The sequence below is a fragment of the Candidatus Contendobacter odensis Run_B_J11 genome (assembly GCF_000531125.1).
GTDB lineage: Bacteria > Pseudomonadota > Gammaproteobacteria > Competibacterales > Competibacteraceae > Contendibacter > Contendibacter odensensis.
In genome coordinates, this window is the sequence record NZ_CBTK010000059.1 from 17878 (window position 1) to 31034 (window position 13157).

Annotated in this window: 14 protein-coding genes and 1 tRNA gene; 12 read left to right on the forward strand and 3 right to left on the reverse strand. The window is 58.6% G+C overall.

Annotated features, from left to right (window positions below; translation table 11 throughout):
- Positions 1 to 147: 147 nt before the first annotated feature.
- From BN874_RS04995 to BN874_RS05025, 7 genes are read left to right on the forward strand one after another with little or no spacing between them, the layout of a single operon-like run.
- Positions 148 to 1257, forward strand: a complete 1110-nt coding sequence (locus BN874_RS04995) for an S-(hydroxymethyl)glutathione dehydrogenase/class III alcohol dehydrogenase (RefSeq protein ID WP_034431303.1) — start codon at positions 148 to 150, stop codon at positions 1255 to 1257.
- 9 nt (positions 1258 to 1266) lie between these two features.
- The gene (gene fghA, locus BN874_RS05000; protein WP_051497435.1) at positions 1267 to 2142 is read left to right on the forward strand and encodes an S-formylglutathione hydrolase; all 876 of its coding nucleotides are present in this window, start codon (positions 1267 to 1269) and stop codon (positions 2140 to 2142) included.
- On the forward strand, positions 2096 to 2689 hold the full coding sequence (locus BN874_RS05005) for a thermonuclease family protein (protein ID WP_154724749.1): 594 nt from the start codon (positions 2096 to 2098) through the stop codon (positions 2687 to 2689). The genes fghA and BN874_RS05005 overlap by 47 nt, the downstream gene beginning before the upstream one ends.
- A gap of 4 nt (positions 2690 to 2693) precedes the next feature.
- Positions 2694 to 3824, forward strand: coding sequence for an MlaE family ABC transporter permease (locus BN874_RS05010; RefSeq protein WP_051497437.1), 1131 nt, complete (start codon positions 2694 to 2696; stop codon positions 3822 to 3824).
- Entirely contained in the window at positions 3815 to 4609 is a 795-nt protein-coding gene (locus BN874_RS05015; RefSeq protein WP_034431304.1) for an ABC transporter ATP-binding protein, read from the forward strand. Before BN874_RS05010 ends, BN874_RS05015 begins: the two co-directional genes overlap by 10 nt.
- Entirely contained in the window at positions 4594 to 5580 is a 987-nt protein-coding gene (locus tag BN874_RS05020) for an MlaD family protein (protein WP_034431305.1), read from the forward strand. Before BN874_RS05015 ends, BN874_RS05020 begins: the two co-directional genes overlap by 16 nt.
- A gap of 25 nt (positions 5581 to 5605) precedes the next feature.
- On the forward strand, positions 5606 to 6241 hold the full coding sequence (locus BN874_RS05025; RefSeq protein WP_051497438.1) for an ABC-type transport auxiliary lipoprotein family protein: 636 nt from the start codon (positions 5606 to 5608) through the stop codon (positions 6239 to 6241).
- A gap of 54 nt (positions 6242 to 6295) precedes the next feature.
- Here BN874_RS05025 and BN874_RS05030 read toward each other — a convergent pair whose 3' ends face one another.
- Positions 6296 to 6883, reverse strand: a complete 588-nt coding sequence (locus BN874_RS05030; protein WP_034431306.1) for a c-type cytochrome — start codon at positions 6881 to 6883, stop codon at positions 6296 to 6298.
- Positions 6884 to 7336: 453 nt separating this feature from the next.
- On the opposite strand from BN874_RS05030, the gene guaB reads away from it, so the two are divergent.
- The 4 genes from guaB to tadA are packed head-to-tail and all read left to right on the forward strand — an operon-like array spanning position 7337 to position 11688.
- Entirely contained in the window at positions 7337 to 8800 is a 1464-nt protein-coding gene (gene guaB, locus BN874_RS05035) for an IMP dehydrogenase (RefSeq protein ID WP_034431307.1), read from the forward strand.
- A 47-nt stretch (positions 8801 to 8847) separates the two neighbouring features.
- Positions 8848 to 9579 (forward strand): class I SAM-dependent methyltransferase, encoded by a 732-nt coding sequence (locus BN874_RS05040; RefSeq protein ID WP_034431320.1) that lies wholly within the window; start codon positions 8848 to 8850, stop codon positions 9577 to 9579.
- A 28-nt stretch (positions 9580 to 9607) separates the two neighbouring features.
- Positions 9608 to 11188, forward strand: a complete 1581-nt coding sequence (gene guaA, locus BN874_RS05045) for a glutamine-hydrolyzing GMP synthase (RefSeq protein ID WP_034431308.1) — start codon at positions 9608 to 9610, stop codon at positions 11186 to 11188.
- Positions 11185 to 11688, forward strand: a complete 504-nt coding sequence (gene tadA / locus BN874_RS05050; protein ID WP_034431309.1) for a tRNA adenosine(34) deaminase TadA — start codon at positions 11185 to 11187, stop codon at positions 11686 to 11688. Before guaA ends, tadA begins: the two co-directional genes overlap by 4 nt.
- Here tadA and BN874_RS05055 read toward each other — a convergent pair.
- Positions 11675 to 12619 carry a tetratricopeptide repeat protein gene (locus BN874_RS05055; protein ID WP_034431310.1) on the reverse strand — a complete coding sequence of 315 codons (945 nt, stop codon included), beginning with the start codon at positions 12617 to 12619 and terminating at the stop codon, positions 11675 to 11677. The genes tadA and BN874_RS05055 overlap by 14 nt on opposite strands.
- A 131-nt stretch (positions 12620 to 12750) precedes the next feature.
- Here BN874_RS05055 and BN874_RS05060 point away from each other — a divergent pair.
- Positions 12751 to 12843: transfer RNA gene (locus BN874_RS05060), tRNA-Ser, on the forward strand.
- 127 nt (positions 12844 to 12970) lie between these two features.
- Here BN874_RS05060 and BN874_RS25375 read toward each other — a convergent pair.
- The coding region (locus BN874_RS25375; protein ID WP_230314336.1) for a hypothetical protein at positions 12971 to 13157 on the reverse strand (187 nt) is incomplete at its 5' end.

Here is a 13157-nt window from a genome sequence, read left to right on the forward strand (position 1 = left end):
AATGGCATCCGGTCAATCGCAAGCGGATCCGGTGCCTGATGCGACGACAACACCGAACGGCCGCACCGGTCGCTCAAAACTGCTCCCATCGTCCGAAAATGCCGCTATCCTGAAAAAATGGCTAACTATCGCAGGAGAGATGAATCCATGAAAGCCCGTGCAGCCGTGGCTTGGGAGCCGCAAAAACCCCTGGCAATCGAAGAAATTGACGTAGATGGACCCAAAGAAGGCGAAGTGCTGCTAAAAGTAGTCGCTACCGGCGTCTGTCATACCGACGCCTTCACCCTTTCCGGTAACGACCCGGAAGGCGCTTTTCCCTGCGTACTGGGTCACGAGGGCGGCTGCGAAGTGGTCGAATGCGGGCCCGGCGTCAAGGGCCTGAAGCCGGGCGATCACGTCATTCCGCTCTACATCCCCGAATGCGGCGAATGCGAATACTGCCGCTCCACCAAAAGCAACCTCTGTCAATCCATCGCCGCCACGGTCTGGACCGGCTACATGCCCGATCACACCCGCCGGTTTTCGCATCACGGCAAACCGCTGTTTCACTATATGGGCTGCTCGACCTTCTCCGAGTACACGGTCGTGCCGGAGATTGCCCTGGCTAAAATCAATCCAGCAGCGCCGCTGGACAAGGTGTGCCTGCTCGGTTGCGGGGTTACTACCGGCATCGGCGCAGTACTCAACACCGCCAAGGTCGAACCTGGTGCCACCGTTGCGGTATTCGGCTTGGGCGGCATCGGCCTGTCGGTGATTCAGGGCGCAGTTATGGCTCAGGCCGGGCGGATCATCGCGATAGACACCAATCCCGCCAAGTTCGCCATGGCGACGGCGCTGGGCGCGACTGACACCTTGGATCCGGCTGAACTCAGCGGCAGCGTGGTCGAGGCGATTCAGGCCATGACCCACGGCGGGGTGGACTACTCGTTTGAGTGCATTGGCAATGTCGAAGTGATGCGGCAGGCGCTGGAGTGTTGCCACATGGGCTGGGGCGTTTCCACCATCATCGGTGTCGCCGGCGCGGGTCAGGAAATCCGTACCCGCCCGTTTCAACTGGTCACCGGGCGCACCTGGAAGGGCACCGCCTTTGGTGGGGTCAAGGGTCGCAGCCAATTGCCCGGCTACGTCGAACAGTACCTCAGCGGCCAGATCGAACTGGATCGGATGGTCACCCACACCTTGCCGCTGGAGCAGATCAACACCGCCTTCGACCTGATGCACGAGGGTAAAAGCATCCGCTCGGTGATCATTTTCTAGGGGTGCAGCGTGGAAAAGATTGAATCGATCAAGGAATTCGGCGGTTGGCTGAATCGCTACCGCCACCGTTCGCAGGTCTGCGACTGCGAGATGACTTTTTCAGTCTATCTGCCGCCCCTGGCGCAGACGGAAAAAGTCCCCGCCGTCTACTGGCTGTCCGGCCTGACCTGCACCGACGACAATTTCCGGGTCAAAGCCGGCGCGCAACGCTACGCGGCGGAACTGGGACTGGCTTTGATTATTCCTGACACCAGTCCACGCGGTCCAGAGGTGCCCGATGTGCCGGAACGCTATGATCTCGGCCAAGGGGCGGGCTTCTACGTCAATGCCACTCAGCCGCCCTGGTCGAAAAATTACCAGATGTACGACTATGTGACCCGCGAATTGCCGGCGCTGGTCGAGTCAGAGTTGCCGCTGATCCCCGGACGACGGGCAATCAGCGGACATTCGATGGGTGGGCATGGCGCGCTGATCTGCGCCTTGAAAGAACTAGGGCGCTACCAGTCCGTATCCGCCTTCGCGCCGATTTGCCACCCGATGGCGTGCAGTTGGGGACAAGGCTGCTTCAAAGCCTATCTGGGCAATAACCGCGAAATGTGGGCCACTTACGACGCCGCCCGCTTGATCGAAGACGGCGCGGCAGCCATTCCGCTGCTGATCGATCAAGGCATCGCCGATGAATTCCTCGCCCAGCAGTTACACTCGACCTCACTGGAACGGGTCTGCGCCGCCCGCCACTTTCCGCTTACCCTGCGCTGGCAAGAGGGCTACGATCACAGCTATCACTTCATCGCCACCTTCATCGGCGAACACCTCGCCTATCACGCCGACCATCTCCGTGAAACAAGAACTATTGAAACTGCTGCAACAAACCCTGCGCGGTGAACTCAGCCGCACCCGCCGCCGCAACAACCGCTCGCCCTGGCTGATCGCCGGGCTGATGGTGGCTGTCGTCGTGGTCAGTTACTTTCTGCACGAACCTAAAGCGCCAGCAACCGCCACCCCCAAGGGTGCGGAACTGGTCTGCACCGTTAAATCGGTTTATGACGGCGATACCCTAACCGCCCGTTGTTCGAGCGGCGAGGTCAAGGTGCGGGTATTCGGCATCGACGCGCCGGAGATGGGTCAACAACCGTGGGGCATCCAGTCGCGTGATGTGCTGCGCGGGCTGGCGAACCGTGGCGATCCGGTTCGGTTGCGGGTGATGGATCAGGATCGCTATGGCCGAACCGTCGCCCAAGTCTTCGCTGGCGAGCGTGACGCGGGCTTGGAGATGGTTCGGCAGGGACGGGCAGTGGTGTATGAGCAGTACAACAATTCCCCGGACTACCAACAGGCCCAAGCCGAAGCGCAGCGGGCCAGACGCGGTATCTGGGAAAAATCAGGCGGTCAACAAGATCCAGCCGCTTGGCGGCGGTTAAATCCGCGCTGAGACTATGACCTTGAACGTGCCTGTTGCTGCCATCATCCGCCAGGAAAGCGGTATCTGGCGTTGCGAAGGCTACTGGACGCTGGACGGGATCGAGACGCTCGACCGTCCGTTATCCGGTATCCGTTGGCCGGCGGGCGTGGTGCAATTGGATGGTTCCGGCATCCAGGCTATTGATACCACCGGCGCACTGTGTCTGCTCAGTCTGGTTGCTGATCTGGAGCGGGACAGTCGCCAAGTCCATCGGATTCAATTCCGTGAAGAACATCTAGCGTTATTGGATTTGGTGCAGGAACGCCGCGCCAGCGCCGGAGTACTCCCGCCGCCGCCGCCACGACAGAGTGGACTGGAACGGCTGGGGCGGTCAGTCGCCTTTCACCTGAGCGGCGCCCTCGGATTCCTGGCCTTCATTGGCGAGGCGGCGGTGGCCTTGGGGCGATTGATGCTACATCCCGGCCGGTTCCGCTGGCGGGCGCTGTTCGGCAATATCGAAACTGCTGGTGTCAACGCTCTGCCGATTATTGCCCTATTGTCGTTCATGATGGGGATTGTCATTGCCTATCAGGGCGGTCAACAACTCAAAGCCTACGGTGCCAACATCTTCATCGTGGAACTGGTGTCGCTGACCATGTTGCGCGAACTGGCGCCGCTGATCACCGCCATTATCGTCGCCGGCCGCACCGGCTCGTCCTACACCGCCCAGATCGGCACCATGCAAGTCACCGAGGAAGTAGACGCGCTGCGCACCATTGGCATCCCACCCATGGACTTGCTGGTGTTGCCCAAGCTGCTGGCGCTAATCATCGCTCTGCCGCTGCTGACGGTGTTCGCCGACGCGCTCAGCGTGTTCGGCGGCATGGTCATGGCGCGGGCGCTGCTGGAGGTCAGCTTCAGCGATTTTCTCGACCGCTTCCCGCAGGTGGTGACCCCGACTTCGTTTCTGCTGGGTGTTGGCAAAGCGCCAGTGTTCGCCGCGATCATCGCCCTGGTCGGCTGTTATCAGGGCTTTCAGGTGCGCGGCGGCGCCGACAGCGTAGGGCGGCAGACCACGGTCAGCGTGGTGCAATCCATTTTCCTGGTCATCGCCGCCGATGCCGTATTCTCAGTGATCCTGGGCAGTGTCGGATTATGGCGCTGAGCATGGAACCGGCGGCTCCAGTCATTGCGGTGCGCGGGCTACGAATCCAGTTCGGCGCTACCGTCATTCACGAAAATCTGGATCTCGATATTCGGCGCGGCGAAGTGGTCGCTCTGGTCGGCGGCAGCGGCTCTGGCAAAACCACGTTGTTGCGGGCGATCATCATGCTGCTGCAACCGGCAGCGGGATCTATCCAACTATTCGACCAGGAAATCGTCGGGATCGGCGATAGCGCGGCGTTCCGGCTGCGCCGCCGTTTCGGGATGCTGTTCCAGCAGGGGGCGCTGTTCAGTTCGTTGACGGTGCGGGAAAATGTGGCGGTGCCGCTGCACGAACATACCCGGTTGCCCGCCCAACGGATCGCCGAGATCGCCGATCTCAAGATCGCACTGGCGGGATTGCCCGCCGATACCGGCGCTAAACTGCCACGCGAATTAAGCGGCGGGATGATCAAGCGTGCGGCGCTGGCGCGGGCGCTGGCGCTGGACCCGGCGCTGCTGTTTCTGGACGAACCCACCTCTGGACTGGACCCGGTCAGCGCCGGGGCTTTCGATGAATTGGTAGTGCAACTCAAGGAGTCGCTGAAATTGACGGTGGTGATGGTGACTCACGATCTGGATACGCTGTGGAGCGCCACCGACCGGGTGGCGTTCCTGGGTGAAAAACGGGTGATCGGTTATGCGCCGATGCGGGAATTGACGAGAGCGGAACATCCGCTGATTCGAGCTTATTTCGAGGGACCACGCGGCCGCGCAGCGCGGGAGCAGATGTGCAGAGCAAAGTGAATTACGCCCTGGTCGGGCTGTTTGTGATCGTCCTGCTTGCAACGCTCACCGGCGCGGTGTTCTGGTTGACGCTGGGCGGAGACAGCAAGATTTTTGACCGCTATCGAGTGTACTTCCACGAGTCGGTGGCGGGCTTGAACCTCAAGGCGACGGTACGCTATCGCGGGGTCCAGGTGGGGCAGGTCGAGTCCATCCGGCTGGATCCCAGCAACCCCGATCAGGTGGATGTGGTGCTGGATATCGAACGCGGCACCCCAATCCGCCGCGATACGATTGCAACCTTGTCCACTCGCGGCTTAACCGGGGTCGCCTCGGTGGAACTGAGCGGCGGCGGCCAGTCGCTACCGCTGGAGAAGGAAGCCAGCCAGGAGTTGCCGGTGATTCAGGCCGGACCCTCGCTGGTAGCACGGCTGGATGATGCTTTCAATAATATCCTGACCAATGTGAATAATCTGTCGAACCGGCTGGAGCGCTTGCTGGGCGACGACAATCAGATCGCCATAACCCAGACGTTGCAACACCTCAGTACCGTCACCGGGGCGGTAGCGGATCGGGCCGACAGTCTCGGCAACACGTTGGCGAATTTGGAAGCATTCACCGGTATGCTGGCAGAGCGGGCGGAGCCACTGGGCAAGGCGCTGGATCAACTGGTGGTGGGATTGGAGAAATCCGGTGATTTGAGCGTACAAGTCCAGGCGACACTGGGTGATGTCCGTGCCGGCGTTCAAGCGATGCGCCGGACCGCCGATACCTTCAACCGGACGGGTCAGGACTTGAGCGGCTTGGCCAAGGATGGACAGCGGGAATTGCAGCGACTGGGGCAAACCACTCTGCCCGAGCTGAATACGGTGCTGGCACAAGTTGGCGATTTAGCGGCGGTCATGCAGCGGTTGGCTGAACTGCTGGAACAGAATCCCCGTGCCCTGCTGCTGGGCAAACCCAGCGGACGCCCGGGGCCGGGCGAAGAATAAATCCATAGAAAATGGAGATATGCAAATGATTGACGGAATGAAGGGCTGGCCGATCCTGAAATCAGGTTGGAGGAATTGGGCGCTGTGGACGATGCTGGCGCTGGCAGGTTGCACTCTGCCGCAGGATCAAACTCCGCCGCCACAGGCTTATCTGCTGGAGGGAGGGGTATTCGCGCCGACCCCGGCGCGGCGACCCAGCGGTAAGACCCTGTTGGTGACGGTGCCTAAAGCAGCACCGGGGTTCGATTCCAACCGCATCGCCTACACCAAGGGGCCGCCGAAGCTGGATTACTACAACGGTAGTATTTGGAGCGACACGCCGGCCAAGATGTTGTTGCCGATCCTGGTGCGGGCGTTCGAGAGTACCGGCGCGTTCAAGGCGGTGATCGCGCCGCCGGCGCCGGCGCTGGCCAACCTGCGAGTGGATGTGGATGTGATCCGGCTGCAACAGGAATTCATGACTCAACCCAGCCGGGTGCGATTAACGGCGCGGATCAAGGTAGTGGAGATGAAGAGCGGGCATGTGTTGTCCACGCAGGTGTTCGAAGCGGTGGAACCGGCGCCCAGTGAAGACGCTGGCGGCGCGGCGCGGGCCGCTAATGCGGCAGTCCAGAAGATATTGGGCCAGATGGTTTCCTTTACGTTGCGCACGATCTCCTGAGCGGTTCCTGCTGTTCGCGCAGCAATCTCTCAGGCAGCAGGAACATCCCGCTCTTTACTGGGCCGGCGGCTGATAATCGGGCACCCGATTGCGGATGGCCGGCACCGTTTGCAGATACTGGAATATCGCTCGCAGATCATCCTCGGTCAGATGCGAGAGTGCTGGCCAAGGCATAGGCGGCATGATCGGTCGGGCGACGCCCACATGTTTTCCGGTTTTGATCGCTTGCACGAAATCGTCTGCTTTCCAGGCCCCCAACCCGGTTTCCTTATCCGGGGTCAGATTGCTGGCGTAACTAATCCCCCACGGACCGGCGTAGGCGGTATTCGTGGCGGCGCCGAACCAGATCCAGGAGGTATCCGCCTTGGGCGGCGGCGATAACTTCATGGTTTCAGGATGACCGGACAGGTTGCGGGAGAGATCGGGATCGGGTCCCTTGGCTCCCATTTTCATCGGGGTGTGGCAGTCGGCGCAGCCAAAGGCCGTCACCAAGTAAGCGCCGCGCGCGGTTAGATCAGCGCCGTCGGCTGCCGCCCACGCGGAAGGTCCTCCGCTCACTAGAGCGACCAGACTGGCCGCTCCCAACAGCTTCAGAGATTGCCGGGCGGTTTCCAAGCACAGTAAGCCTGTATGCTTTTTCATCATTCACCTCCAAATCTATCGGTAGAGATCCAACTCCAGCCCTTTCAAGGTGTAAAAATACAACATTGAAAATCAATAAGTTGAATTTAACCTTGAACCCTCTTCTTAGCCAAACCCAATGTTAGGCTGAGTCGGGTAACAGAGAATCAGCCAGTTACGTCAACCATCAACTGAGCACCTTGAAAGGGCTGGATCCAACTCTTGTCCAAAGTCCTCAGAAAATGAGTATAAGAGTCAGGACGTTCGCTTTCCGTCATTCCCGCGTCAGCGGGAATCCAGTAACTCGCTGAAAAACTGGATACCCGTTTTCACGGGTATGACGACGCAAGGTTTATTAGCGAAAGTCTTGGTTTCTATAGGGTCTGGTGCAATTTTTAGCAGTTCTCACACTATTTTCAGTTATCCAGTATCATAATTACCCGCTTATTTCTATTCAAGTTTTAAGGCCACGCCATGCGTATCGTTCAAGAAGCCCTGACTTTTGATGATGTTCTCCTGCTCCCTGCTTATTCGGCGGTGTTGCCCAAGGACGTGAATCTCAAAACTCAACTGACCCGCGCTATCACCCTCAACATCCCGCTGGTGTCGGCGGCGATGGATACCGTCACCGAATCGCGGCTGGCGATTGCCCTGGCGCAGGAAGGCGGCATCGGGATTATTCATAAGAACATGCCGGTCGAGAAACAGGCGCAGGAAGTACGGCGGGTCAAGAAGTACGAAAGCGGCGTCATCAACGATCCGATTGTGACTGCACCTAACACCAGCATCCGCGAGGTGGTAGCCCTAACCCGCGCCCACCACATCTCCGGGGTGCCGGTGGTGGACGGCGAGAATCTGGTGGGCATCGTGACCAGTCGCGATTTGCGCTTCGAGCACAACATGGACGCCCCGGTCAGTGCCATCATGACCCCCAAGGAACGCTTGGTGACGGTGCGGGAGGGAGCCAGCCGCGAGGAAATCGTCACCCTGTTACACAAGCATCGGATTGAGAAGCTGCTGGTGGTCAACGACCGCTTCCAGTTGCGTGGGATGGTCACGGTCAAGGACATCCAGAAGTCCAGCGATTTTCCCATCGCCTGTAAAGACGAATGGGGTCGGCTGCGAGCCGGAGCGGCGGTCGGCACCGGTGGCGACACTGAGGACCGGGTGACCGCGCTAGTGAACGCCGGGGTAGACGTGATCGTGGTGGATACCGCCCACGGCCATTCGCTGAATGTGCTGAACCGGGTGCGCTGGGTCAAGCAGCACTTTCCACAGGTTCAGGTGATCGGCGGCAATATCGCGACTGCTGCTGCCGCCCGCGATCTGGTTGAGGCAGGTGCGGATGCGGTCAAAGTTGGCATTGGTCCCGGTTCGATCTGCACCACCCGCATCGTCGCCGGGGTCGGGGTACCGCAGATCAGCGCGGTTGCCAATGTCGCCGAGGCGCTACGCGATTGCGACGTGCCGGTGATCGCCGATGGCGGCGTGCGTTATTCCGGCGATCTGGCCAAGGCGATTGCGGCGGGTGCGCATACGGTGATGATCGGCAGCCTGTTCGCCGGCACTGAGGAAGCACCCGGCGAAGTGGAACTGTTTCAAGGCCGCTCCTACAAATCCTATCGCGGTATGGGTTCGCTCGGCGCGATGACTCAGCAGCACGGCTCCAGTGACCGCTATTTCCAGGAAGGCAGCGCGGTGGAAAAACTGGTGCCGGAAGGTATCGAAGGCCGGGTGCCGTACAAAGGCAGTGTGCTGGCGATCATCAATCAATTGATGGGCGGGGTGCGCTCCAGCATGGGTTATGTCGGTTGTCAGGATATGAACGAAATGCGCACTCGGCCGCTGTTTACCCGAGTGACGAGTGCGGGGATGCGGGAAAGCCATGTCCACGACGTGACCATCACCAAAGAAGCGCCGAATTACCGGGTTAACTAAATGATTGCTTGAAAATATCAAGCAATCGTTTTACTAGGCGAATGAATATGAAAATCCCTGATTTTTTAAAGAGCTATAGCAAACAAACCAAGGAGTTATTAAAGTTTAATGATGAAAAAAAAGCAATGTCTCTGGCAGTAGGAGGGGATTTTGAGGCGGTAGGATTGCTGGAATACTATCTATTAATTCAGCAAGGATTAAAGCCAGTGGACACGGTAGTTGATGTTGGGTGTGGTAGCGGCAGGCTTGCTTCTCAGCTAAGAAGTTACCTGTCTGGATTGTATGTCGGTATTGATGTGGTTCCTGAATTGTTCCAGTATGCAGAAAGTATCTGCAGCAGACCTGATTGGAAATTTTACGCCGCTCCGGGATTAAAAATCCCGGAACCTGACAACTCAGCGGATTTTATATGTTTTTTTTCTGTCTTTACGCATCTTTTGCACGAAGAAACCTTCCAGTATCTTGAAGATGCTCGCAGAGTAATAAAGCCTAACGGCAAAATAATTTTTTCCTACTTGGAATTTGCTATCCCAAGTCACTGGTTTATATTTAAAAATTCTTTAATCGATCAGCGCCCTGATAAAGTGTTGAATCAATTTGTCAGCAGGGACGCTATTCAGGCATGGACTGAACATTTGAATTTATCAGTCATGGAAATAAATGATGGCGATAAACCCCATATTAACTTATCGGGTCAAGTGGTTAGGTGGGACGATGGCAGGGAAATGAGAGGTAAGGGTAATCTGGGGCAATCCGTTTGTGTACTGATGAAACGGTAGTGCTATTAAAATCGGCTTGGAAAATATGATGACCGCTCGCGACATTCATCTCGACCGCATTCTCATTCTCGACTTCGGTTCTCAGTACACCCAGTTGATCGCCCGCCGGGTACGCGAAATCGGGGTCTATTGTGAAATCTACCCCTACGATGCCGATTCGGCAGCGATCCACGGCTTCCACCCGCACGGCATCATTCTATCGGGCAGCCCGGAATCCACCACCGTGGCCGACGGGCCATGCGCTCCCCAGGTCGTGTTTGATTTGAAAGTGCCGTTGCTGGGTATCTGCTATGGAATGCAAACCATGGCGATGCAACTTGGCGGGAAGGTGGAGCCTTCCGCTCATCGTGAATTCGGTTATGCCCAAGTCCGCGCTCACGCTCATTCCGAACTGCTGCGCGCCATCGAGGATCATGCCAGCCCGGAAGGCTATGGCCTGCTGGACGTGTGGATGAGTCACGGTGACCGCGTAACCACCTTACCATCCGGTTTCGTGCGTATTGCCAGCACCGCGACCTGCCCTATCGCTGGGATGGCGAACGAGGAACAGCGCTGGTACGGGGTGCAGTTCCATCCTGAAGTGACGCACACTCGCCAGGGTGAACGCATCCTGCGTCGCTTCGTGCTGGACCTCTGCGGTTGTGCGCCGCTGTGGACCACCGGCAACATCATTGAGGACAGCATCGTTGCCGTCCGCTCCCAAGTGGGCGACGACGAAGTGCTGTTGGGATTATCCGGTGGCGTGGATTCTTCCGTGGTGGCCGCACTGCTGCACCGGGCCATCGGCGATCAACTGACCTGCGTATTCGTGGACACCGGCCTGCTGCGCTTACATGAAGGCGATCAGGTGATGACCACCTTCGGTCAGCATCTTGGAGTGCGGGTGATCCGGGTGGATGCAGAGCAGCGATTTCTGAATGCGTTGGCCGGCGTTATCGATCCTGAGCAGAAGCGCAAGATCATCGGCGGGCTGTTCGTGGCGATTTTCGAGGAGCAGGCGCTGAAGCTGAAAAACGCCAAATGGCTGGCTCAAGGCACCATCTACCCGGACGTGATCGAATCGGCCGGCGCAAAAACCGGCAAGGCCCACCTCATCAAATCTCATCACAATGTCGGCGGTTTGCCAGCGGCTATGCGAATGAAACTGGTCGAGCCGTTGCGGGAACTGTTCAAGGACGAAGTGCGGCGCTTAGGCGTGGAACTCGGCCTGCCCTCCGCAATGGTCTACCGCCATCCATTCCCAGGGCCGGGGCTGGGAGTGCGGATTCTCGGCGAGGTGCGCAAGGACTACGCTGATCTGCTGCGCCAGGCTGACCATATCTTTATCGAAGAACTGTGCCGAGCCGACTTGTACAATCAGACCAGTCAGGCATTCGCGGTATTTCTGCCGGTCAAATCGGTGGGAGTAATGGGCGATGGCCGCCGCTACGATTACGTCATCGCGTTGCGAGCGGTGGAAACCATAGATTTCATGACTGCCCGCTGGGCGCATTTGCCCTATGACTTTCTGGATCGGGTATCGCTGCGGATTATCAACGAAGTGTCCGGTATTTCGCGGGTGGTCTATGACATCTCCGGCAAACCGCCAGCCACGATTGAGTGGGAATGACGTCGGTGGACGAGCAAGATGACTACTGGATGCACCGGGCACTGGCTTTGGCGCGGCGAGCGGCGGCGGCGGGCGAAGTGCCGGTGGGGGCGGTGCTGGTGCTGGATAACGAGGCAGTGGGCGAGGGTTGGAATCGACCCATTAGCAGTTGCGATCCGACAGCTCATGCCGAGATGGTGACGTTGCGGGCAGCGGCGGCCCGGCTGGGCAACTACCGGTTGGTGAACAGTACGCTGTACGTAACCTTGGAACCGTGTGCGATGTGCGCCGGCGCCATGATCCATGCGCGGGTGGGACGGGTGGTGTTTGGCGCCACCGATCCCGGTGCCGGAGCTGCGGGCAGCGTGTTCAATATCTTGCAGACGGAGCGACTCAACCACCGCGCCGAGGTTACAGGTGGCCTCTTGGCCGAGGAGTGTGGCGCGTTGTTGCGGGATTTTTTCCGCGCCCGCCGAGGTAAGTCGGATGCCGGCGCAGACGCGCTGCTCAGCGCTGGTTAAATCCACTTTCCTGGGTTTGAGCGGGTTGTCGCCACCAGGGTTGTTGTTGCTCCTGATCCTGGCGCGATGGTTCCAATCGCGACTGTTCGTCCTGCCGGCGCTGTATCTCCTCTCGCAAGGCTTGCCGCTCCTCCTGCTCACGCTGCTTGGCTCGTCGCGCTTCCTGACGCAGGTTGATCAATGCGTCGTTTTTGGGCGTCGCCCGCAATCCTCGATTGATATAGCCCAGACTTTCATCCAGCCGCCCCTGTTGCAGACTTTGCTGCGCGGCGTCCCGGTAATAGGCAGCGATGCCCTGGATGCCTTCGAGTGCAGCAGGTTGGTCGGGCTGGATTTCCAGAACACGCCGGTAGGTGCTTAAAGCGTTACCACTGGCGGGCGCAGTAAACCGACGGTTGCTGATTTGCTGTTGGGCATCCGCCAGCAGTTTCTCAATTTCCATCTGCGGCGTTGTGGGGGTGAGTACCTCAACCGGAGGATCGGTTTGATTATCCGGCAGGGTCGCTTGCGGTTCAGGAAGGGGCGGCGCCACATTGGGATCGTCAGTGGTCTCGGTGCCGGGGACCGGCGGTGAGACGGGGGTAATCTCCGCATTGGTGGGAGTGGGCGGCGGGCTGGGAACCGGAGGAGAGGTGATAGCCGGGATCTGGGTTAGTGCCGGAGATGGCACCATAACCGCTGTCAGAGTTCTAGGCTTGGAAGTGTCGCCAACACTCTTGAACAGTTGCTCCGGATCTTGCGGAACCGGGATTTTCCAGAGGAAATAAAGACCAATCAAACAGGCCATCGCCACCACGCCGAGGTATAGGGCAAAGTGCTTGAGCCAGTTGAGCAAGCCAATATGAAAAGCTACGGAATCCGCGTCGTCGGAATCTGGCGCGGGTAGCCCGTCAGGAAATAGGGGATCAGTCGTGCGGAGTGTCGGTTTCATCGCAGCAGTGGGTACGAATGCTTTCAGCTTGGACGATCTTTCGGTATCAGGCCGCCATTAGGGGATTGGCAAAATTTCCTGATACGGTAGAATATAATGCTCTTCCGCATTCGCTCCAAGCGATTCTTACCGGAGAGGTACCGAAGCGGTCACAACGGCGCCGACTCGAAATCGGATGGGGGCTTAGCCGCCCCACGTGGGTTCGAATCCCACCCTCTCCGCCAACTCAGTAGGTTAGACCGCCCTATCCGATTTTTCAGCTACGCGGCTTTTTTGCGCAAGTCCGATGATTTGCAGGGTGGGGCATTTTGGCCAAGCTACACAAGCTATGCGGTATTTTTGCTCCGAGTTTCAAACCGTACTCGCAATCGCAAGATGGATCAGCGGTGACCAGCGAGACTGCGCTGCGCTTCCTTTCGTACAGCGCATCCTGCGCAGGTTGCACATGCAGGTTTGGGTAGATTTTGAAGAGCGGCGAAACTCAACAACCACCGGCTGAAAGCCGGTGGGTTGAAGTAACGGACTGAAAGTCCATGTG

Coding starts and splice junctions, on each gene's coding strand:
- BN874_RS04995 (WP_034431303.1), top strand. CDS start 148: ATGAAAGCCCGTGCAGCCGTGGCTTGGGAGCCGCAAAAACCCCTGGCA.
- BN874_RS05010 (WP_051497437.1), top strand. CDS start 2,694: ATGACCTTGAACGTGCCTGTTGCTGCCATCATCCGCCAGGAAAGCGGT.
- BN874_RS05015 (WP_034431304.1), top strand. CDS start 3,815: ATGGCGCTGAGCATGGAACCGGCGGCTCCAGTCATTGCGGTGCGCGGG.
- BN874_RS05025 (WP_051497438.1), top strand. CDS start 5,606: ATGATTGACGGAATGAAGGGCTGGCCGATCCTGAAATCAGGTTGGAGG.
- BN874_RS05030 (WP_034431306.1), bottom strand. CDS start 6,883: ATGAAAAAGCATACAGGCTTACTGTGCTTGGAAACCGCCCGGCAATCT.
- guaB (WP_034431307.1), top strand. CDS start 7,337: ATGCGTATCGTTCAAGAAGCCCTGACTTTTGATGATGTTCTCCTGCTC.
- BN874_RS05040 (WP_034431320.1), top strand. CDS start 8,848: ATGAAAATCCCTGATTTTTTAAAGAGCTATAGCAAACAAACCAAGGAG.
- guaA (WP_034431308.1), top strand. CDS start 9,608: ATGACCGCTCGCGACATTCATCTCGACCGCATTCTCATTCTCGACTTC.
- tadA (WP_034431309.1), top strand. CDS start 11,185: ATGACGTCGGTGGACGAGCAAGATGACTACTGGATGCACCGGGCACTG.
- BN874_RS05055 (WP_034431310.1), bottom strand. CDS start 12,619: ATGAAACCGACACTCCGCACGACTGATCCCCTATTTCCTGACGGGCTA.